Source organism: Nostoc sp. DedQUE07 (genome assembly GCF_034530975.2).
In the GTDB taxonomy this organism is placed as follows: domain Bacteria; phylum Cyanobacteriota; class Cyanobacteriia; order Cyanobacteriales; family Nostocaceae; genus Nostoc.
Window position 1 is genome coordinate 1 of record NZ_JAVRCC020000033.1, and the last position, 21,562, is coordinate 21,562.

Here is a 21,562-nt window from a genome sequence, read left to right on the forward strand (position 1 = left end):
CCAGTAAGAGTAAGAAGTTCCCGACCTGTTAAACGATTCCAGATTTTAAGAGTATTGTCCACTGAACCAGAAACCAAATTCTTGCCATCAGGGGTAACAGCTACAGCACGTACTGAGGTGGGATGACTAGTTAGAGAAAAGAGTTCTAAACCTGTTGGTAAATGCCAGATTTTGAGGGTATTGTCATCGGATGCAGAAATTGCTCGCTGTCCATTGGGAATGATCACAACTTCATTTACTGAAGAATTATGCTCAGTGAGAGTAAATTGTTCCTCCCTGGTTGCTAGATTCCAGACTTTGAGGGTGTTGTCATTGGATGCGGAAATCACCTGCTGCCCATTGGGGGTGACGGCTACTGCATTTACCAAAGAATTATGCCCAATGAGAGTGAATAGTTCCTCCCCAGTTGCCAAATTCCAGACTTTGAGAGTGTTGTCATTGGATGCGGAAATCACCTGCTGCCCATTGGGGGTAATGGCAACGGCTTTTACCCAATCATTATGACCCGTTAGGGTGAATTGTTCCTCCCCGGTTGCCAGATTCCAAACTTTCAGGGTGTTGTCATTGGATGCGGAAATCACCTGCCGCCCATTGGGGGTAATGGCAACTTCATTTACCGAAGAATTATGACCCGTTAGGGTGAATTGTTCCTCCCCGGTTGCCAGATTCCAAACTTTCAGGGTGTTGTCATTGGATGCGGAAATCACCTGCCGCCCATTGGGGGTAATGGCAACTTCATTTACCGAAGAATTATGCCCCGTTAGGGTGAATTGTTCCTCCCTGGTTGCTAGATTCCAGACTTTGAGGGTGTTGTCATTGGATGCGGAAATCACCTGCTGCCCATTGGGGGTAATGGCAACGGCTTTTACCCAATCATTATGACCAGTGAGGGTGAATTGTTCCTCCCCGGTTGCCAGATTCCAAACTTTCAGGGTGTTGTCATTGGATGCGGAAATCACCTGTTGCCCATTGGGGGTGACGGCTATTGCATTTACATAAGAATTATGACCAGTGAGGGTGAATTGTTCTTCCCCTGCTGCCAGATTCCAAACTTTGAAGGTGTTGTCATTGGATGCGGAAATCACCTGTTGCCCATTGGGGGTGACGGCTATTGCAGTTACATAACTAGGACTATTGAAGGTGAATAGTTCCTCTCCCGTTGCAAGATTCCAGATTTTGAGGGTGTAATTACGGGTGTTGTCACTGGATGCAGAAATTACCTGTTGCCCATTGGGGATAACAGTGACTTTTATTACCGCAGAATTATGACCTATTAGGGTGCGGATTAAGCGTCCCCCTGGTGGCGTTAAGCTTGGGGTCAAGGGACGCAGCCAAGGGTTAGTCGTCTTTTGCTTGATTTGCCTTAATAATACCTGAATTTCCTCTGGCATTTGCTGATTTACTAACCGTCCATGCAACTGACTCGCTAATTGATGCTTATCTACTACTAAAATATGCGCTGAAAGTCTTAATGTCCCTTGAATCAATTTGAGACTTTTGACTTTCTCAGAGTTGTATTCTGAGTAATTTAATGTCTCTTCACCATCAATCAAATCATAATCGTCAATTAGTGGCTGCACCCCAAACTCAGGATAGTTAATCTTGGCAGTGATGAAATCAAAATCAGTCAGAGTTTGGTAATACTTTTCTAAATTTTCCGACTTTATCAAGCTTGACGCTAAACTACCCAAGTAAGCACGAACAAAAGCAGGACTTTGTGCCGCTAATTTGTCTGCAAATTCTCCCATTTTACGCCATCTTCCTTACAAGGTAGTCTGCAATGCGTTGATTAACCTCTTGAAATAGCTTCCGTTTGGAATCCAAAAGCCGTTGTGCTTTCAAAAAGTCTAAAAAACTAGCGTGATAAATGCTATAGCAGATTTCTCCTTTTATATCCTGCTGCTTCAAATACTCAACCCACTCTTCTAAAACTAATTGCACATCATATTCATCCTGTTTGGCGATCGCCGCTATCATCTCACAAGTAATTGGTGTACCAATCTCCACTAAAATAAACAGGATAAATACTTTTACTTCTTGGGGCTTTGCATCCATCCCCATACGTTCCCAATGAACTTGATAATAGTCCTTAAGACCATTGGGTAATTGCGTTAAACTCAGGTCTTCATAGTCACCTTTAGCAATTCCTGGCAAGACATAGCGCAGGTACATGAAATTATTTTCACTCTTAGTTGCTAGCTGCTCAACAAAATCATTCTCATCAATTTTGCGGTCTTGAATCCATTGTCTAAGTGCCTTCTTATGGTCTTCATCGACATTCAAAAATAACCCAATATACTTTTTGATATCTTCACGGCTCAAATTAACATAGTCATTTGCCCTTAAATCTAGCTCCTCCATCGGGACATCTGGTGCAGACAAGCGTTTTTTATCTATAGTATATGGTCGTCTAGTCAGCAGAAAATAGACACGTTCTGGTAGCGCCGTTGGTAAATCTAAAAGATTTCCCCCAGCTTCTTGCTCGACTTCATCCAAAGCATCAACTACAATTACCAGACGTTCGCTAACAGGAATTTTTTTACTAACTTGTTCTAGTAAATCAGCTAAATTAGCTTTCTCGACATTCTGCAACTGGTAACGCTTAGTTAATTGCTGGCGAATACTTTCAAGAAATAGCTCCGCTCGATTGCTACTAGTTTGGCGAATATTAAAATAGCATGGTGATTTATTGTCCCAGACGTATTTAGCAGCAATGGTACTCTTCCCCATCCCCGCATCACCCACTACTGTAAAATAACCACTGCGATTTTTATTGCAAAATTGCTTAAATGCGTCAAAAACAAACTGACGACCACAAAACGAGCGAATTTTTTCTCTAATTAACGACTTAAATTCTGTTGGATACTCGTCTAAATTCCATTTAGGAAAAGGCTGAAACTCTATTGATTTACTTCTTTTAGCAACCTTAATAAATATTTCTCCAAACTCCTCCAACTCCGATCGCAGTTCAATTTTCATCAATCGGATATCAAATTCTGAGTCCTTTCCCTGCAAAAACTTTTCTACTTCTTTGTAAAAACCCAATGGATCGTTTGAAGTATAAGCACTCCAAAAAGCATTTTTAATTTCTCTTTCTCGAAAAAGATTCAGCAGTACTTCGGGCTTATCTACACCATACTCAATTAAAGAATATACATAAACACCATCAACATCTTTAGGCGGTTGTACTGGGTCAAAATTAAATTGTTTTAAAGTTCTAACTACAGTTTCATTGCGTTGAGCTTGATTAATAACTAGAGAAGCCGCAGGTTTAGCAATACTTTTAAGTACATTAACTACAGGGTCAATATTCATCTTTGCTAGCAGTAGAAATAATTTTTACACCTGTAATTTATCCTAACGACAGATGCCAAAATTAAGCAAATACACACATATAATAGCGATACCTTTAATAAGCTGCACTAACGCACCCTCTCAAACTCTTCCTCCGCGCCCGGTTATTGAGCGAAGTCGAAATACTGCGCCTCTGCGGTTCGATTTTCACACTCATTGCCAAAGCACGTAGACGTAGCCCTCACTTCGGCTGCGCTCAGTGACCGTCGTAGACATCGCCAGCTATTTCGAGTTCCAAACCTCAACGTTGACCTTCTGAGGCTCGACGTTGACCTTCTGAGGCTCGACTTTGACCTTCTGAGGCTCGACGTTGACCTTCTGAGGCTCAATGTTGACCTTCTGAGGCTCAATGTTGACCTTCTGAGGCTCAATGTTGACCTTTTGAAGCTCAACGTTGACCTTCTGAGGCTCGACGTTGACCTTCTGAGGCTCGACGTTGACCTTCTGAGGCTCAACTGTGGCAATATTAACCTTGCAACCATCTCAACAAGTAGAAACTCCATAGATGCTTGGACACTAAAGATAGCCATCTATGGTATAGAAATGTATAGAATCTTGTAAAGATATAAAATATAGTCGTTAAATGCACACATTTCTCGCTTCTTCCTCAATGCAGCGGTCTTTACCACCAAATCACTGTCAGCCTATGAAGATTGTCGCACTGGGGGATAGCTTAATTTATGGATTCGGCGACCCAGAAAAAGGAGGCTGGATTGAGCAACTACGGCGATGGTGGATGTTGCCGGATAGTGCCGGTCACATTCTTTATAATTTAGGGGTAAGAGGCGATCGCACGCAACAAGTAGCCCAAAGACTGGAAGTTGAATTTCGCCACCGCGGTGAACTGCGAAATCGTGTCCCCGACTTGATTATTTTATCCGTAGGCGTGAATGACTCAGCCCGGTTGGCTCATCCCGATGGTAGAAGTTACACAGATTTTACATTGTTTGAAAAGGAAATTGCGTCTCTGCTAGATTTAGCACAGCAACTCTGTCCTGTGTTATTTGTGGGCATGGTGCCAGTGGATGAAGCCAAGATGCCATTTTTAGATTGTTTTTACTATAATCATGCCGACCAGTACCGCTACAAAGAAGCAACTCGAATTGCTTGCAGCAAACGGCAGATTCCTTATTTGGATATTTTTGAGCAATGGATGGAACGCGGTGAAAGTTGGCGACTCAAACGCTTGAGTGAAGATGGACTCCATCCCAATACACTAGGTTATCAAGCTTTGTTAGAAGATGTAATCAATTGGGATGCCATACCTTCAATGAGCTTTGCCAATGCAGCTTACCATTCTAAATTTGATTATCACCTTAAACCATCCTAATAATTATAGATGTGTTGGTGCTTTGGGGCTAGCTGATATTCTCGTATTTGCCATCCTCGCAAAAAGCACCAAAATCTATTTATAAAAACTCTAATTTTTCTATATTATTCATTACTCCTAACTTTTAACTCCTAACTCAGCACTCAGCATTCAGCACTCCTATGACACCAACTTTATTTGGTCGCTGGCAAACTCGATTATTATTACTGATAACTGTCGGCGTACTCGTATCTTTGCCATTTGCAATGGGTTGGATTGGCCCTGGTGCAAACTCGGTTTATTTTTGGATACTTGCTTATGTCGCTATTTTTGGCTTAGGTTGGGATGTACTTTATGACTATCTCCAAAAATTCCGTTGGGATAGAGATTGGCCCGCAGCTTATCAACTCTTAGCTGGGATATGGGAATTGATATTTATATTTTGTGGAGTCAAATTATTTGGCTTTTTACCAATACCTTTACCGAAAGAAGAACTTTCACCAGGAGCTTTTTTATTGCACTATAGTATGGTGTGGCTAGCAGTTTTTATTAGTTCCCAAAGCCTGATGCGAATTATCTTCCTTCGTTGGCGTTTTCGGGGCGGGGAGTGGTTGTAAAATTTCAAATTATCGAAACTAATTTAATCAAAAATTCTAGCAATTTTCAGGTAATTCAACCGTAGGGTAGGGACGTACATTTGTACGTCCCTACAGTTGATTGTGCCTCAAATAGATAAAAAAGGCTATAAATCAATACGCTTGGGTTAGCGCCAAAAACCTTAAGTTGTGTAGGCTGGGGAACCACTGCGCCCTTGCAGTTTCCCGACTTGTACCACTTCGGGGAAGCAAGCTACGCGCAGCGTCTCTCTTTGGGAGAAGCAAGTGGCATTTGAGGAACGTAGACCCGAAGCGGCTTCTCGTTCGTGTAGCGTCTCCGACAGGAGAAGAGTAACCCAACATTTTCATAGCTTTGTTGGGTTGCGCTTTGCTTTACCCAACCTACAATTTTTTACAAAGCCAAGCGTATTGGGCTATAAATCGCAAATTAACAAATCATAAAAAATCATATATGGCGATTTTAGTTTGGATGCAATATGTTGTATTGACGTACAGTTATGTGCGTTATTAAGAACAAGATGACTTTAGAAACCAAAGGAACACATTTATTGTTGTATCTCATCAAATTACAAACAGCTATCTTATGTTTACAAAATTGGCATTTGTGCTGATGTGGTAGTCATATATGAGTAAAACAAGAAAACTTTAAACTCTAGGGAGATTCTTGAATGCAGAGACATCAATCAAGGAAGTACAATGTCAAATTTTGATCTGGTTATTCGGCTATTTCTACAACTTACAGTTATTTTAACCACTTGTCGCATTGTCACAATTTTAGGACGCCGCTATCTTGGTCAAACTGATGTTGTTTGCGAAATGATCGCAGGTGTAATGCTAGGGCCATCACTTTTAGGATTGATTGCACCAGATTTTCAGCAATGGCTATTTCCTAAGCTTCCCATCATCACTGCTGTCGGACTCAAGATACCCAATCCATCAATGTCGATTTTATATGCTATTAGCCAGATTGGATTGGTAATTTATATGTTTTTGATTGGTTTAGACTTTAATACCAAACTCTTAAAACATCATATCAAAAGTGCAAGTTTGCTATCTGCGGCTGGGATTATCACTCCTTTTATTTTAGGAGCGATCGCATCTTTTTGGTTTTATCACAATGGCGATTTCTTTCAACCAAAAGTTATGCCTTGGTCAGCTGCTTTGTATTTGGGTGCATCGATGACAATTACGGCTTTTCCAATGTTAGCTCGTATTCTTTACGAACGCGGTCTTACACAAACCCGCTTCGGTACTTTGGCTTTAGGTGCAGCATCGGTAGATGATGCAGTTGCTTGGTGTTTGCTGGCGATTGTGCTTGCTAGCGTGAAAAATTCTTTAAGCATAGCCATATTAGCAATTGGTGGTGGAATTTGCTATGTGCTATTTGCGATTTTTCTCGGACAACCTCTACTGAAAGCGTTCACACGCATGACAAAACGCGAAGGTGTGAACAGACAAACCCTGACTTTAATGTTGATAGTTTTGATGTTTTGTGCATGGTTTACCGATGTTACAGGTATCTATGCAATATTCGGTGCTTTTGTGTTGGGAGCAGTGACACCACGCGGAGAATTCGCCCAACAAATTCGCCAATATACGGAGTTTTTAACTACTTCTTTTTTGTTACCGATTTTTTTTGTTTTCTCTGGATTAAATACTCAAATTGGATTGGTAAACACACCTATTTTGTGGGGAGTGACGTTGTTAATTATTGCGATCGCAATTCTCGGTAAAGGTGTTGCTTGTATGTTGGCTGCAAAATTGGCCGGGGAAAATTGGCGCGAATCTGCAACAATCGGCGCTCTGATGAATGCTCGTGGTTTGATGGAGTTAATCATCCTCAATATTGGTCTAGAACAAGGTATAATTACCCCAACTTTATTCACTATAATGGTTATTATGGCAGTTATTACAACTCTTATGGCATCACCACTGATTGCCTTTTTATTGCACGGTACAAGCTATGATAAATCTTTGAATTAAGCAAAATTAAATATTAGATTAATTAAGTATTTAGTACAATATCTCAGCTAGTTTTGAGGGTTTTTAGTAAGCGCTTTAGTGCTGAGAAAATTAAGGACTAAAGTCCTTACTACAAACTTGATTACCCATAACGGCTACAACGGCATCGTAACAATAATTAATATAACAACGAAGCACAAATTACTCTTGGGTGTATCTAACAAGCTTGACATTTTCTAGTATTTTAAAGAATTATCTTAGGGAAACCAGATAGTTAATTTTGAGGAAACCATGCACATCGTTATTCTCGTTCTGGTTGAGGTGCTGATTGTTATTGGGCTTTCACGGCTAGTAGGGCTAGCATTTCGTTCTATTAAGCAACCGCTAGTAATTGGTGAAATTGTCGCCGGAATTATGCTCGGCCCATCTTTATTTGGGTTAGTTGCTCCCCATTTAGCAGTTAGCTTGTTTCCACCAGAAACTTTTCCTTTTCTGAATGTTTTGTCTCAGGTGGGACTAATATTTTTCATGTTTCTAATTGGGTTAGAACTAAATCCCAAATACCTCGGCGGTCAATTAGAAGTAGCAGTTTTAACTTCTCATGTCAGCATTTTGGTGCCGTTTTCTCTAGGAACATTGCTAGCGGTAGTACTTTATCCCCTAGTTTCCAATGCAAGTGTATCATTCACCGCCTTTGCTTTGTTTTTGGGGGCGGCGATGTCGATTACTGCCTTCCCAGTGTTGGCGCGAATCATTACTGAAAACAATTTACAAGGAACGCGTTTAGGAACGTTGGCGTTAACTTGTGCAGCAGTGGATGATGTGACAGCTTGGTGTCTCTTGGCAGTTGCGATCGCAGTTGCGCGAACTGGTGACTTTGCTGGTGCTGTACCCACAATTATCGCCAGCATAGTTTACATTGGCTTGATGTTGACAGCAGGTCGTTGGTTCCTACAACGCCTTGCCAAACACTACCTCCGTGCGGGAAGACTCAGCCAATTACTGCTAGCTGGGATTTATATGGCAGTGGTTGCATCGGCGCTAATCACTGAACTAATTGGGATTCACTTAATTTTTGGAGCATTTTTGCTGGGAGCAGCCATGCCCAAAAATGAAGATTTAGTCCGAGAATTGGCAATAAAAACAGAAGATTTTGTCCTAATTTTCTTGCTGCCAATATTTTTTGCCTACAGTGGTTTAAAAACGCAGATTGGCTTGCTCAACCGTCCCGAATTGTGGCTTTTGTGTGCGTTGGTTTTAGCTGTGGCGATCGCAGGCAAATATGTTGGTACTTATGTAGCAGCGCGTGTCAGTGGCATTAGTAAACGGGAAGCCTCGGCACTCGGTTGGTTAATGAATACTCGCGGCTTGACTGAGTTGATCGTGCTAAACATTGGTTTAGAGTTAAAGGTAATTTCTCCCTTAATATTTACCATGCTGGTAATTATGGCATTGGTAACTACATTCATGACCTCGCCACTGCTGGAATGGACATATCCGAAAAAGCTGATCAGGTTAGATGTGGTGGAACCGGAGTTGGAAGCACAAACAGCTACCAGCGTTAATGATGCCGAAACTTATATTCGTCCCTACCGAATTTTAGTGCCAGTGGCGAATCCAAGTACTCAAAAAGGCTTGGTACAGTTGGCAGCAAATATCGCTATCAACTTTCAATATCCCGCTGTTGTTAACCCTCTGAGCCTGATTGAATTTCAAGAAGATTATGCCTTTGAAAGTACGCCAGTTGAAGCAGACCGATTAATCGCCCAGCGTCGCCAGCAGTTAGAAGAATTGATTAATACGCTCGAACCAGTAGAAAAACGTACTCATGTGCATCCGATCGTTCGCATATCTAGCAACGTTGCCCGCGAAACAGCACAGATTGCCACATTAGAACAAGCTGATTTAATTCTCGTTGGCTGGCATCGACCAGCTTTTAGTAGTAATCGTTTAGGTGGACGAGTCGGACAAATGCTTACTACTGCCCCAGTGGATGTAGCAGTGTTTGTAGATAAAGGCAAAGAGCAATTAGAAAGTTTATTAGTACCTTATTCAGCCAATATCCATGATGATTTAGCACTAATACTAGCTTTGAGACTGCTAATCAATCGTGAGACTTGTGTGTTGCAGATATTACAGATAGTAGCAAATCACGCCAAGGAAGAATTGAATTACGAACTAAATACGATGATGGAACAATTGCCCGCCAGTGTACGCGATCGCATTGAAATCAAAATTGTCCAAGCTCCAGATCCAATCCAAGCTGTAGTCGAAGCCTCAAAAAATGTAGACCTAACAATTGCTGGCACCAGTCGTGCTTGGGGTATCGAGCGTCAAACCTTGGGAAGATATACAGATCAACTAGCCATTCAATGTTGCTCCTCCCTGCTGATTACCCGCCGTTACAGTCAAGTCACCGCTCATCTGGCTTCCATGCTTCCTGATGTTAGCAGTCAAGAGCCAACATTGAGGAACTGAGAACATGAATCATTTCAACTTCAAATCTTTAAGTTTTTACGGAGTAGCAATAATTTCAGTGCTACTGTTGTTTAAAACTGTCACTGTTTACGGAGAAAACAAACTCAAGGCTCCTCCGTCAGTTAACGGTCGCTATCGTCTAACCCTAGCCGAGAATTTGCCTAACTGTGAAAAATCGGATACTCTGACGTTAAACATTGAGCAGTCAGGTATTTACTTAAATGCCTCTGTATTACCGGCAAGCGCTAACGCCGACACTGACGAAAAGCACTCTCTGGCAGGTATCTTCAAAAATCAACAATTAAATTTATCTGGAAAAGTTAGTAAATCAATCCTTTGTAATATTCCTCGCCCCCAAAACGATCCTCTAAACTCAGTCACAATTCAAATGCAACTTGTGGATAAAGGTAATATGACAGGTCAATTAACCGTAAATGGTATTCCACAAACTCTGAAATTTACTGCTGTGCCTCAAAAAGCTAATTGAATTGGGGGTGGGTAGAGACGCGATTCATCGCGTCTACAGGATTGAAAGCGCGAAATAAACAGCAATGTAAGTGCATTGTATGGGTTTTATGGAGCAAATAAACAGAATGAATCGGGAACTAAAAACTAAGCAATATTACCAATGGGGCAAGCAGTTATTTAGCATCAGTATATTAAGTTTTTATGCAGCGATCGCCCTCGAAACTTTTACTAATGCTGGTACACCAGGGGCAAAGCTAAATAATTGGCGTTTTTCTCCCAAGACACAGCAACTCGAAATTACCCTCTCAGCAGGCACAACCCCTCGTTATTTCTACCTGGCTCAACCCTCTCGTCTGGTTGTAGATTTACCGAATACTAAGTTGGGCAAAGTTACCACACAACAAAATTATTCTGGAGCAATTAAAAGCATTCGCATTTCTCAGCTAAACGCAAACGATACACGTATTGTCCTAGATTTAGCAGCAGGGACTGTTTTTAATCCCAAAAAGGTACAACTGCAACCAGTTTCCCGAAAAAACTCCACTCGCTGGGTATTACGTCCGGTTATTTCTGGTAAAACTGCTGCCGTAAAATCAGGAAATTCCCCTCCTTCAGCCAAGAAACAACCTCAAACACTCCAAAAGCCGCCTAGTAAACAACCTGTAACCGCTACTAATCAACAATCCCCCTTACTCACAGTTCCGCCTCCATCCAATCAACTGCCCTCAACAACTACTATTAACTCAGGGCAGCCTTTTGTCACTGTACCTGCTTTAAATCAAAATACATCCTCTCCCTCTCAACAACCTGCTTCGAGTCTTCCCCCTGCTTCTTTCCCAAATCAACCCAGTAATTTAAATAACATTCCTCCTTTAGGGGTGTCGGAATTTCCAATTCCAACAATCCCCAACGATCCCGAACCCCAGGTAATCGAGTTTGGTCAACCTTTACCTAAAACTAAATAAAAATTGGGAATTGGGTATGGGGCATGGGGCATTGGGCATTGGGCATTGGGAAAGAGGAGGCAGAAGGCACAAGGCAGAAGTTTTTGAATTTTGAATTTTGAATTTTGAATTTTGAATTGATTTCTCCCTCTGCTTCCCTGCTATGCCCTATGCCCTATGCCCTATGCCCTAATAAATGAATTACTTTCCTCCAACTAACTCCTTCACCTTGTTGATGATGCCGACTGGATCGATACCTTGATATGGGTACTGTTCCCACAAACCGCCGCAACCTTCTTTATAAGTTCCAAGATGGGCATATTTGGGAGTCAACCCCCGCTCTAGTAGCCAGGAACCAAAACGGCTGCCTAAGCCAGTGCGACGGTTGAAGGGTTCTACTACAAGCACAAAAGGAGCGTTACCAACTTTGGTAATTATTTCTTCATCAATGGTGTTTAAAGTTGCTTTGTTAATCAAACCAACGTCTAGCCCTTCTTGCTTCAGGCGTTCTACAGCATCAACGGCACGGTAGAGAGCATCGCCAAAACTGATAATGTAGCCTTGTGTCCCTTCTCGTATAACCTCATCTTTACCGGGAACAAATTTGTAACCACTTCCAAACAAGTCGTTGCCGTTGCTGTCCTGAATATTGGGCACTTTGGAACGGGTGGAGAAAATAAACCGCAGTCCAGGCTCATGGAATACAGCTTCTACACAAGCTGTCATTTGATTATTATCTGCCGGAAAGTACAACTGTGTTGGGTAGCCATCATCCAAGCCATTGTCGGCAAACATATTATTTATACCAAAGTGGCAGCTGTTATCTGCCATGTCATCTATACCCGCATGGGAAAAATGACACAGAACATTGGAATAATTCAGCCGTGCCATCGTGATTTCTGAGATACACATTTCTAAGAAGGCGCTGAAGGTCGCAAAAATACCTTGCTTGCCCTCGTCCATCCCGAATCCAGCCGCAGCAGAGAAGTTGCTCCGTTCCATGATGCCGGAGGAAATAAATATTTCTGGGTATGTTTCATGAATTTTCTTCAAACCGCAGGAGCCTTCTAAGTCACTATCAATGACCTTGACTTTTTCTTTACGCTCCGCTTCACTCATGCGACTGAGGACACCCACTACGGCTTCACCAAATACGCTGCGGTTAGCGCCCCATTTGTCACCCGAACCCAGAAACGTATATGTTTGTTTGGGTTTCTCAATACTTTTAAGGTATTCGACAGCCGCAGTTTGTCCGCGAGATTCTAGATATTTAACTGCTAAATCTACAGAAATGACATCATGACCATGAATGGAACCTTCTAAACCTTCAATACCAGGACACATCGGGCGTTTATTGATAATAGCGATCGCTCCAGGAGTATTCACAGCTTCGCAAATCCGACGGTATAAATCGTCTAAGTCTTCGCCGTCTCCCTGAAGTACTTTCAAACCGTGCCCTTCTAAGGTTTTGGCGACATTAAAACCAGGTAAATATTTAGAAGGATGTCCGGCGATCGTTACATCGTTGTCATCAATAAGCAGTTTGACGTTGAGATGTTGAGCCACAGCCAAACGAGCAGCTTCGGCATCGTTGCCTTCTTGCTGCGAACCATCAGAACCGAGACAGAAAACAGCCTTGCCTGGATTTGCCATTGCCACACCATTAATGTAAGGCCAAATATGCCCCAAGCGCCCAGAACTAAATTTCACACCAGGAGTTAGTTTTAGTTCGGGGTGTCCCGGTAAATTGGAATGTGCTTGCCGATAATGTAAAAGTTGCTCGGCAGGTAAGTCACCATGCAACGTTGCCATTAGATATTGGGTGGCGACTCGATGTCCTGCTTCATCAAAGAAAATCGGCACAAATTGCTCCGATGCTCCCCGGAAAAAGGCATCGAGAATCATTACCTCCGGCACTGTATCGTATGGGCCGCCAGTATGACCGCCGACTCCACTAGCAGCGCCAGTCGCCGTAAAAAAGACGATCGCATCTCGGCAAAGTTGAATATTCGCTTTGAGAGTCTCTCGCTGTTCATCTGTCAGGCTCGAATTTGCCGGATTGAGCGCTAAAGGTTTGTAAGCACCGAGATCGATTGGAAATTGGGTATTAATAGTAGTCATGGTTTATTGATTGAATAAAAAACAATTTGAACAGATTGGAATGCAATACGGTTCGGATAAGATCCCCCCGCCTATGGCGACCCCCTTTTTAAGGGGGTAAAAGAGGGTCAGAAGCCCCTTTTTAAGGGGGGTTGGGGGGATCTTCGAGGAATAAGCACATTAACCGAACCGTATTGAGATGGGATGCGCGATCGCATTACAAAAAAATTGTTAAAACCCTCATTGGGCAACAATTATCCAAGCTCAAGCTAACCACTCAGAACCTTTGTGGAACCGTGTGATTTCATCAAATGCCAAAATCAATACATGCAATTGTGCATGAATGTGCTTGAATTCAATTGAAGTTACGGATTACCGTACAAGAACTTGCATATCAATAAGTATAAACTCACAAACGTGCAATTTCAAGTCCAAAAACGCAATTTCAGGAAAATTAATTATGCTAACTGCTGAACGACGACAATTCATCTTAGAAATTCTGCGTCGTGATAAAAAGGTACTTTCGACAGAACTTAGTGCTGTTCTCAAGGTTTCTGAGGATACGATTCGCCGGGATTTGCGAGAACTGGCACAAACCGGACTATTGCAACGCGTTCATGGGGGAGCGCTCCTGAAATCTCCAGCTACCGCCAGTTATGCCGATCGCCAAAAGCAAGCGCCAAAAGAAAAGGAAGCGATCGCTCGGACAGCAGCAAAATTAGTTAGTACAGGACAGGTGGTGATTTTAGATGGAGGTACAACAACTCTCCAAGTAACCCGTCATTTGCCCCTAGATTTGCACGCAACAGTGATCACAAATAGTCCGCCAATAGCAGTTGCTTTAGCAGAACATCCCCATATAGAAGTTGTGATGTTAGGTGGACAACTCTACAAAAAAGCCTTGGTGAACGTGGGTACTGTCACAATTGAGACATTACGGATGATTCGTGCAGATTTGTGCATGTTGGGAGTTTGCAGTTTGCATCCAGAAGTTGGGATTAGTGTACCTAACTTAGACGAAGCCCATGTCAAACGAGCGATGATTGCTGGATCGGCTGAGGTAGTCGGATTAGTCACAGCAGAAAAACTAGACACGGCTGCTCCTTATCTCGTGGAGTCCATTCATGCCCTGACTTACCTAGTAACAGCACCGACAGTATCTAATAATATGCTGAGTGCCTACAAAGCTTTAGGTTTAACAATTATACGTGACGAGTACGAGTGAGCTGATGAAGGCAGATGCGATCGCAGGGAACTGGGGATTGGGGAGACAAGGAAGACAAGGAAAATAATTCCTCACTTCTAACTCCTAACTCAGCACTCAGAACTGTTTTGCCCAATGCCCAATGCCCAATGCCCAAATCTAAAATCTATCCGTTTCCTGAGGTGTTCCAACTGCTCCCGGTTGAGCGTTGAAGAAGTTTTGAGCCGCTTCATTCTGATATATACATCTAATATCAGGTTTGTCACTGTCCAAGTTACCTGTAAAGCCAAAGGTGTTCAGGCGATTTTTGCAATCTCTTACCTGATCGGATGTCACTAACTTACGTTGCTCTAAAAGCGCCCAGTTATTTTGTCGGAGAACGCATCCAGGACGCATAGTGGGCTGGGAAACATAGACATTAAAGGGGCTGAGAGTAACGAACAATCTAGCGTCCATTACCATTGCACTGGCTCCATACTGCACACAAATTTCAGGGTTTGGTGCTTTGGTGTCAATGAAGTCACGGGAAGCCACATTTGCTGGGGACAATGTGGCTGTAGAACTAAAAGCAATGCCAATCCCAATTCCCAAAATCAACACCCCTCCCATAATTGCGATGGTGGTGAAGTTAAATAGAGGGGATTGGAAAATAGAGGGTTTAGAAGTAGTAGCCGATCTACCAGTAGATTTACGTTTCATTGTTGCTTAATCACCTTCACGCCGATTTGGGAGGGAGTAGTCTAAAGTTTTTTCTCCCTCTTTCAGTATGCCTATTCTTGACTGTAATTGCCTGTGATTTTCTCTGCGATATTCTTGTTAAATGAGAAAAATACTAGTTTATCTAGATATTGGAACAAAATTTTAATACTTTTAATTGTTATCAGATATAGCTATTTACTTTCACAATTGATCTAGTCAGAATGCTTAAACTATCTAACTGTTGTTGTTAATTATTCAATTTTTCGGATGAGATATTTTTGTTTACCCTAATAGTACGCCAAGGGAACTTGGCGGGGTAAAGGTTAAAGGGGAAGTGGGAAAGGGTTTAAATCCCTTACCCGTTTTCCCTTTCCCCTTTCCCCAGTCCTCACAAGCGCATTTTTGGGTTCGCAGACTACTAGTAATTGATGTGTAAAACAATGTAAATTAAGATTTAATGAAATTTTCATAACTAATTGAAAGCAAGTGACATCTCAAAGAGCACTACCTTCGGGCAAGAGGTTCAATTCGCAACTTCAAATCTTCCTGGCTGATAGTCTGACTATTTTTTGGGGAGATTGGCTAGATTTACGCGTGAGAATTTTACCAGTTGCTGCATCAGGTTTAATATCGCCACTGATATATATTTTAGCTTTTGGCTTGGGTTTAGGTAGTTCCATCAAACCCAGTTCGGGAATTAGTGGTAACTATGACAACTATTTGGAATTTATATTACCGGGAATGGTGGCGCTGTCGTCGATGACAGTTAGCTTTGCTGGAACGACATTTTCAATTTGTGGAGACAGATTATTTACCAAAACCTTTGAGGAATTGTTGTTAACTCCCATAAATCCCTTAGCGTTGTACATCGGTAAAATGCTGGCGGGAGTCGTGCGGGGTTTGATGACTTCCGGTTCCGTGATTTTGGTAGCGTTGCTCCTAAGTGGAAACTGGAATTTTGTCAACCCACTGTTTTTACTGTTAGTGGTGCTCAATTGTGCGGTATTTGCTGGATTAGGAGTGATTGTAGGGTTGAGTGTGCGATCGCTCGAATCAGTTGGACTCTACAATAACTTTATTATTATCCCCATGTCATTCTTAGGGGCAACCTTCTTTGACCCTGGTACATTACCGGCAGCCCTTAAAGTCGTAGTTTACCTGTTACCGTTAACCTACGCCAGCATCGGACTGCGTGCAGCTGCCCATTTACCCTTGTCTCAGTTTCCTTGGTACAGCATACCGATTTTGTTGGTGGTTGCGATCGCTCTTTCTTTCTGGGGTGCTTATAAATTTGCTCATCAACAAGATTAAAGTAATTCGTAATTCGTAATTCGTAAAAGCATTGATTACAACCTGTGCTTTAACTGTTGAATTTTCTGTAAAACTTTTTCCCGATGCTGCGTTAGCTTGATCCATCGGGGTAGGCGACTGGCAAGACTGCCATTGTGCCAGCCTAATGACTCATCTGGCAAGCGTTCTCGCAACCTTGATTGAACATAGCTTTCCAGGAAGTTCAAATGAGCTTCATTATATGCCCATAGCAACTGACCGCAACAAGAGATTTGTAGCCACAAGGGCAAGCCAAAAAAATGGTCTAATATTCCATAGCGAGAATTTCTTTTATGCCTGTAATTGTTCTGCAACAATAGCAGTGCAGATTTTCGTTTAGCAGCATTTGACTGTTGTTTTGTATAGCTACAGTGCTGACAGGTAATTCTTTTCATGGAACTGAGACTTGATTGCTCAGAGTTTACAGTCAATACCTTGGCAATGCGATTGCATTGGGGACAACATACTAAAATTTCTTGCTCAAAATCAGAAAGCCGTTTGCTATAGTCTCTAAATCTTATAACCATTTCATCTCAAACCTGCTATGTTGTAGCGTCCCGTTAAGACAGCAATGAACCACAGTTCATCAAAAGCCAGGATAATTACTTATGCTTCACATCTTGTCTAATCTGTCAATGCATAAGTTCTAATTTGGATTTTTTATAAAGATTGCGTGAAATTACTAGTTATCATGATAAAGCATTACAAGAATTGCTTTATAAATCAACCTATGAGTAAATATCAACTCAGTAAACAGGCACACCTTAACCACTATTTATCTAGCAAGTAGATGCGGTTAAAAAGTGAGTTTTTGCTGTTTGATTTAACTCACACGTTATAGCATTCTGTTAAGAAATATCAGAAGGACACAAATATGACTAGAATTGCCACAAAAATAGCCTTGTCTGCTCTAGGAGCAGCAGGAATTAGTTTTTTGTCTTCGACACCAGCAAGAGCCGTCATTTTTGTAGAACCCATTGTGACGACTAAAAATCAAGCCATACTCGATATCAAAAAACCAAGAACCCTTACAGGGTTTCTACCAGGGGAAGTAATAGAATATGGTGTTCCAGATGTAGCTAATAACTTTGTAAATGCTACCGGATACGATATAAATAGCTTGGTCTTTGATTTAAAAACGCTGTCCTATAGTAATCCGAATTCTACTCCACCATTTGATAATGAACCAGTCGAGTGGGGAGATGTTAATGGAGATGGGAAGATTGGTTCCTCTGTTAACCCCGATCTGAAGGATGTTTTTAAAGACATTACTATCAAGGGTAGTACTGTCACTTTTAGTGGTGGCGTAATCCCTAATGGAAGCCTATTTTACAATCCATTCGCTAGCCTACCTAATCTAGCGCCAGGTGCTGGAATCATTCCACCAATTCCAGCAGATCAAGAAGATAAAGACGGGCCCATCAGAGTGGCTTCTTATTACACCGCTGTTCCTGAATCAACTAACGTTTTGGGCGTACTGGTTTTTGGCGCTTTAGGTGTAGCTTTCAAATTAAAGCGATCGCTCTGTTAAGAGGACTGGGGGGAGCAGAGGGGCAGGGGAGCAGAGGGGCAGGGGAGCAGAGGAAGCAGGGGAAGCAGGGGAAGCAGGGGCAGAAGAATTATTGATTATTACCCAATGCCCAATGCCCAATGCCCAATGCCCAATGCCCAATGCCCCTGCCCTCATTCTGTAATTAACTCACGATACACTGTCATAGTTTCCTGATGGACGCGGGCAACACTCAGCCTATCTAAGTTTTTCTTTGCCCGCTGTTTCCACTCTTGCAGCATCTCGGCGTTACTCAGTAATTGCACTAAAACCCCAGCTAAAGCATAACTATCTTTTGCTGGCACTAAAAGACCTGCTCGCCCGTTGTCTAAAGCTTCAGGAATCCCGTCTACCTGAGTGCCGACGATCGCAGTTCCAGTTTCTCTAGCTTCCGAAAGCACCAAAGGGCACGGGTCACGGTGAGAAGCCAGCACAAATATGTCACAAGATATCAAATAGCGTTGAGGTTCTGGTTGGAAGCCTTCAAAATGAATGCGTTCTTGTACAGAAGTTGCTTGTGCCTGTGCCTCAAATAGCTGTTTATCAGGGCCATTTCCTACCAAATAAAGATGGGCTTGGGGAAAATCTGAGGCAATTTGTTCAAAGGCAGCAATTAACTCAGCAATTCCTTTGCGTTGATACATCCCGGCGACAGTGGCGATCGCTGGATGCTGTAATGATAAAGGTTGATAATCTTGTATTTGTCGGGTGCGAGGACTGCCTAAAGTGCCATTACATACCACTCGCAACTTGTTTTCTGGAATACCACGCCTAATCATAGAATCACATACAGCTTGACTGACAGCAATTACTCTGTCAGCTAAACCCATCAGCAAGCTAGCACGCTGAAATTCATTGTGGACTGTAGAAACTAAAGCATATTTGCGTCCCTTAAAAATGCGTGCTAATATTACCCCCGTCATCATGTGAGCATGAACAATATCCGGCTGAAATTCAGCTGCGATCGCTCGGTAACGTATAGCTGCTTTAATCGTATTTAGCGGTTTCCTGCTTTGGTCTAAGTGGTAATGTTTGACACCACAAATATCTAGTAAAGCCTCGTATTCTCCACCAGCAGAAACAACCGCGACTTCATAACCAGATTTTGCCTGTAGACAAGCCAGATCCACAGCCACATTCACAATACCGTTACCTATTTCTTGAATGTGGTTCAAAATATGTATGATTCGCATAATCTTTGAGACGTGTATAAAAAATAAAGATAAGTAACTGAATAGAAATCAACATAATTATTGAGGTCTTCAGCGACAACTAAAAAGTAGTCAGTAGTGCGTAAAAGCGCTTCTAACCAGTTACTTAGCTTAAAGACTTATTCAGTAACGGCTCAATAAATCGGGGTAAAACTCCAAAATTCTGAAGGCTGAATCTGCTATTTAAAGTTGCTATAACCTTATTTTCTATTTCTTAATACTCTGGTATCGAACTCTAGTACCCCACAGCAGATTATATAAATTCCATTTCACACAGCAGTCAAAACAGAGAATAAAAAACTGGCAGCAATCCCGTAAGTGATGGCTACCTACTATTTGCCCAATCGGGTATTTCTACACAAGTTAATTATAATTACGGTAAGAGTGATTACACTACCACATTGGCAACTTTGAAGAATTTCACAGCTACCGATCTGGTAATTGGTAGTAACGTCCTCATCTAGTACTGAGAGTTCGACTGGGCGCTCATGGGCAAGTCCACCAGTGGCACAGAATCTAATTCTAAATTTTGAAGACTGGCGCTTTTATTCTGGGCATTTTGCCAGACATCATAGTACAACTCAATCAATACAAGTTTACGAACCTGAGAATTGTTTCCCTGAGAGCGGCGTGATGAAATAGCAGTTAGCAAAAACTTCCAAGACCGAGGAGAAAGTATAGATGGATCTATCATGGAAAGAAAACTCTTGAGATTTTTTTGCTTCAGTGCAACTAAAATCCAATGGAGTCTTAGGTAATTTTTTATATCCTGAAAGACAGGAATCTTTGAGCGATGTTGCTCATTTACCAAGGCGTAAATTTTTTCCTTCATTAAAATATTTGTCGCCAACCGCTGAGACAAAGAAAACTTCTGATTATACGCACCCGGCCAAATAGTGCGGTAAGCAAGACACTGATTGAAGAAAATAGCATCGCCAAACTGAGCAATCCGAATCCAGGAATCGATGTCATCACAGTTAGCATCGAGTGTGGAGTCCCAACCACCACTTTGTAGGAAAGCATCACGTCGACAAGCTACTTGTACAGGTGTGCCAAAGGGTACAAGCTCTAAAAGCATCCCATAGTGAATATCGGCTTGGGGGATATAAAAAGCTAAACCGGGGCCAACTTGGGGGGTGCGAGAGAGTTCAACTTGATTGCCATCCACCTGAGCCGCCACACAAGAGCAGATTACAGCATCGGGACGAAGTGCGATCGCCTTTGCCATCTCTTCTATGCAGTTGGGCGCTAAATAGTCATCATCATCTAAAAACTTAATCCAGTCGCCGCTAGCTTTGGCAACTCCAGCATTTACCGTTGCTGCATGACCAAGGTTTACTTCGTTACGATGGTAAACAACCTTATCCCCTAAGCTTTTGAGATAGGTTTGGGTGTCATCATCAGAACAATCGTCAGCAACAACTACCTCGCACTCAATTGTTTGGTTACGAGCCGAATCAATTGCTCTTTTCAGCAAATTCAAGCGATTATAGGTACTGATGACGATGCTAAATTTCATAAATTTTTCCTTTGTAGTACGGCATTCTGCAATATAGCTTCGATCTTTAAGCTGTTGTATCAGTACAATTATCAATCCTAACAAGTAGACTGAAATAGGATTATCGATTTATCATTGATGATCGTGAGTTTTTTTAAGCAGACAGAAAGACTATGAACGCTCAAGAGATTATCCGCTCCATTGAAGCGGAACAGATAAAATCGAATGTGCCCGACATTTATGTGGGCGACACTGTAAAAGTGGGAGTGAAAATCAAGGAAGGCGAAAAATACCGCGTGCAACCCTATGAGGGAGTTGTGATTGCCAAGCGCAACGGCGGCATCAACGAAACTATTACAGTTCGTAAGGTTTTTCAAGGCGTGGGCGTTGAGCGGGTATTTCTGTTGCATTCTCCCCGGATTGACAGCATTAAGGTGTTACGTCGCGGTAAAGTCCGCCGTGCTAAACTGTATTATCTCCGCGATCGCGTAGGTAAGGCAACCCGAATCAAGCAACGGTTTGACCGCCCTTTGTGATTCGGACTGCAAAAGAAAAGGAATGGGAGAAATCTCAAGCTGCAAGCGGCATCTGCCGCTGACTTGTTTTAAGGGCAAAATTAAGGTATGATATAAATCGCATATTGCGTTAAACTGAAATTTAGTTCAGCGCAATCACTGAATAAAAAACAGCTTGTGCGCTCTTAGTTCAGTTGGTAGAACGCAGGTCTCCAAAACCTGATGTCGGGGGTTCAAGTCCTCCAGGGCGCGCTCAAGAGCAAAAAAACAAAGCCCGAAATAATTACGCAACTGCTAATATAGCAGTTAGCGCTAATAATTTCGG

18 protein-coding genes and 1 tRNA gene are annotated in these 21,562 nt (G+C 42.2%); 12 read left to right on the forward strand and 7 right to left on the reverse strand.

What is annotated here, in order from left to right; genetic code table 11:
• Together RMZ95_RS22585 and RMZ95_RS22590 are read right to left on the reverse strand one after the other, a co-directional pair.
• Positions 1 to 1,748, reverse strand: a 1,748-nt coding sequence (locus RMZ95_RS22585) for a WD40 repeat domain-containing protein (protein ID WP_409883477.1), incomplete at its 3' end; no start/stop codon positions are given.
• Between the two features lies 1 nt (position 1,749).
• Positions 1,750 to 3,315 (reverse strand): P-loop NTPase fold protein, encoded by a 1,566-nt coding sequence (locus RMZ95_RS22590; protein WP_322686278.1) that lies wholly within the window; start codon positions 3,313 to 3,315, stop codon positions 1,750 to 1,752.
• 195 nt (positions 3,316 to 3,510) lie between these two features.
• Here RMZ95_RS22590 and RMZ95_RS22595 point away from each other — a divergent pair, with 195 nt between their 5' ends.
• The 7 genes from RMZ95_RS22595 (at position 3,511) to RMZ95_RS22625 (ending at position 11,153) form a co-directional block, all read left to right on the forward strand.
• Positions 3,511 to 3,915 (forward strand): hypothetical protein, encoded by a 405-nt coding sequence (locus RMZ95_RS22595; RefSeq protein ID WP_322686277.1) that lies wholly within the window; start codon positions 3,511 to 3,513, stop codon positions 3,913 to 3,915.
• A 22-nt stretch (positions 3,916 to 3,937) separates the two neighbouring features.
• Positions 3,938 to 4,684: a GDSL-type esterase/lipase family protein gene (locus tag RMZ95_RS22600; protein WP_322686276.1), complete on the forward strand. Its 747-nt coding sequence runs from the start codon at positions 3,938 to 3,940 to the stop codon at positions 4,682 to 4,684.
• A gap of 161 nt (positions 4,685 to 4,845) precedes the next feature.
• Positions 4,846 to 5,280 (forward strand): hypothetical protein, encoded by a 435-nt coding sequence (locus tag RMZ95_RS22605; protein ID WP_322686275.1) that lies wholly within the window; start codon positions 4,846 to 4,848, stop codon positions 5,278 to 5,280.
• Positions 5,281 to 5,976: 696 nt separating this feature from the next.
• The gene (locus RMZ95_RS22610; protein WP_322686274.1) at positions 5,977 to 7,263 is read left to right on the forward strand and encodes a cation:proton antiporter; all 1,287 of its coding nucleotides are present in this window, start codon (positions 5,977 to 5,979) and stop codon (positions 7,261 to 7,263) included.
• 270 nt (positions 7,264 to 7,533) lie between these two features.
• A complete protein-coding gene (locus tag RMZ95_RS22615; protein WP_322686273.1) occupies positions 7,534 to 9,720 on the forward strand; it encodes a cation:proton antiporter in 2,187 nt (728 codons plus the stop codon).
• A gap of 4 nt (positions 9,721 to 9,724) precedes the next feature.
• The gene (locus RMZ95_RS22620) at positions 9,725 to 10,207 is read left to right on the forward strand and encodes a hypothetical protein (RefSeq protein ID WP_322686272.1); all 483 of its coding nucleotides are present in this window, start codon (positions 9,725 to 9,727) and stop codon (positions 10,205 to 10,207) included.
• A 106-nt stretch (positions 10,208 to 10,313) separates the two neighbouring features.
• Positions 10,314 to 11,153 carry an AMIN domain-containing protein gene (locus RMZ95_RS22625; protein WP_322686271.1) on the forward strand — a complete coding sequence of 280 codons (840 nt, stop codon included), beginning with the start codon at positions 10,314 to 10,316 and terminating at the stop codon, positions 11,151 to 11,153.
• Between the two features lie 180 nt (positions 11,154 to 11,333).
• Here RMZ95_RS22625 and RMZ95_RS22630 read toward each other — a convergent pair whose 3' ends face one another.
• Complete coding sequence (locus tag RMZ95_RS22630; protein WP_322686270.1) at positions 11,334 to 13,253, reverse strand: transketolase C-terminal domain-containing protein; 1,920 nt, start codon at positions 13,251 to 13,253, stop codon at positions 11,334 to 11,336.
• Positions 13,254 to 13,692: 439 nt separating this feature from the next.
• Between RMZ95_RS22630 and RMZ95_RS22635 the strand changes: the two genes are divergently transcribed.
• On the forward strand, positions 13,693 to 14,457 hold the full coding sequence (locus RMZ95_RS22635; RefSeq protein WP_322686269.1) for a DeoR/GlpR family DNA-binding transcription regulator: 765 nt from the start codon (positions 13,693 to 13,695) through the stop codon (positions 14,455 to 14,457).
• A gap of 138 nt (positions 14,458 to 14,595) precedes the next feature.
• On the opposite strand, the gene RMZ95_RS22640 is transcribed toward RMZ95_RS22635, so the two are convergent.
• Positions 14,596 to 15,135: a DUF3172 domain-containing protein gene (locus RMZ95_RS22640; RefSeq protein ID WP_322671084.1), complete on the reverse strand. Its 540-nt coding sequence runs from the start codon at positions 15,133 to 15,135 to the stop codon at positions 14,596 to 14,598.
• 486 nt (positions 15,136 to 15,621) lie between these two features.
• On the opposite strand from RMZ95_RS22640, the gene RMZ95_RS22645 reads away from it, so the two are divergent.
• A complete protein-coding gene (locus tag RMZ95_RS22645) occupies positions 15,622 to 16,446 on the forward strand; it encodes an ABC transporter permease (RefSeq protein WP_322686268.1) in 825 nt (274 codons plus the stop codon).
• Positions 16,447 to 16,481: 35 nt separating this feature from the next.
• Here the strand turns inward: RMZ95_RS22645 and RMZ95_RS22650 are convergent, their stop codons facing one another.
• Positions 16,482 to 16,991: a hypothetical protein gene (locus tag RMZ95_RS22650; RefSeq protein WP_322686267.1), complete on the reverse strand. Its 510-nt coding sequence runs from the start codon at positions 16,989 to 16,991 to the stop codon at positions 16,482 to 16,484.
• Positions 16,992 to 17,338: 347 nt separating this feature from the next.
• On the opposite strand from RMZ95_RS22650, the gene RMZ95_RS22655 reads away from it, so the two are divergent.
• Positions 17,339 to 17,995: a hypothetical protein gene (locus RMZ95_RS22655; protein WP_322686266.1), complete on the forward strand. Its 657-nt coding sequence runs from the start codon at positions 17,339 to 17,341 to the stop codon at positions 17,993 to 17,995.
• A 152-nt stretch (positions 17,996 to 18,147) separates the two neighbouring features.
• Here the strand turns inward: RMZ95_RS22655 and RMZ95_RS22660 are convergent, their stop codons facing one another.
• Both RMZ95_RS22660 and RMZ95_RS22665 read right to left on the reverse strand, forming a co-directional pair.
• On the reverse strand, positions 18,148 to 19,206 hold the full coding sequence (locus tag RMZ95_RS22660; protein ID WP_322686265.1) for a glycosyltransferase family 4 protein: 1,059 nt from the start codon (positions 19,204 to 19,206) through the stop codon (positions 18,148 to 18,150).
• A 478-nt stretch (positions 19,207 to 19,684) separates the two neighbouring features.
• The gene (locus RMZ95_RS22665; RefSeq protein WP_322686264.1) at positions 19,685 to 20,743 is read right to left on the reverse strand and encodes a glycosyltransferase family 2 protein; all 1,059 of its coding nucleotides are present in this window, start codon (positions 20,741 to 20,743) and stop codon (positions 19,685 to 19,687) included.
• A gap of 152 nt (positions 20,744 to 20,895) precedes the next feature.
• Between RMZ95_RS22665 and rplS the strand changes: the two genes are divergently transcribed.
• Both rplS and RMZ95_RS22675 read left to right on the forward strand, forming a co-directional pair.
• Entirely contained in the window at positions 20,896 to 21,258 is a 363-nt protein-coding gene (gene rplS, locus RMZ95_RS22670) for a 50S ribosomal protein L19 (protein WP_322671078.1), read from the forward strand.
• A 158-nt stretch (positions 21,259 to 21,416) separates the two neighbouring features.
• Positions 21,417 to 21,489 (forward strand) — tRNA-Trp (locus tag RMZ95_RS22675).
• Positions 21,490 to 21,562 lie beyond the last annotated feature (73 nt).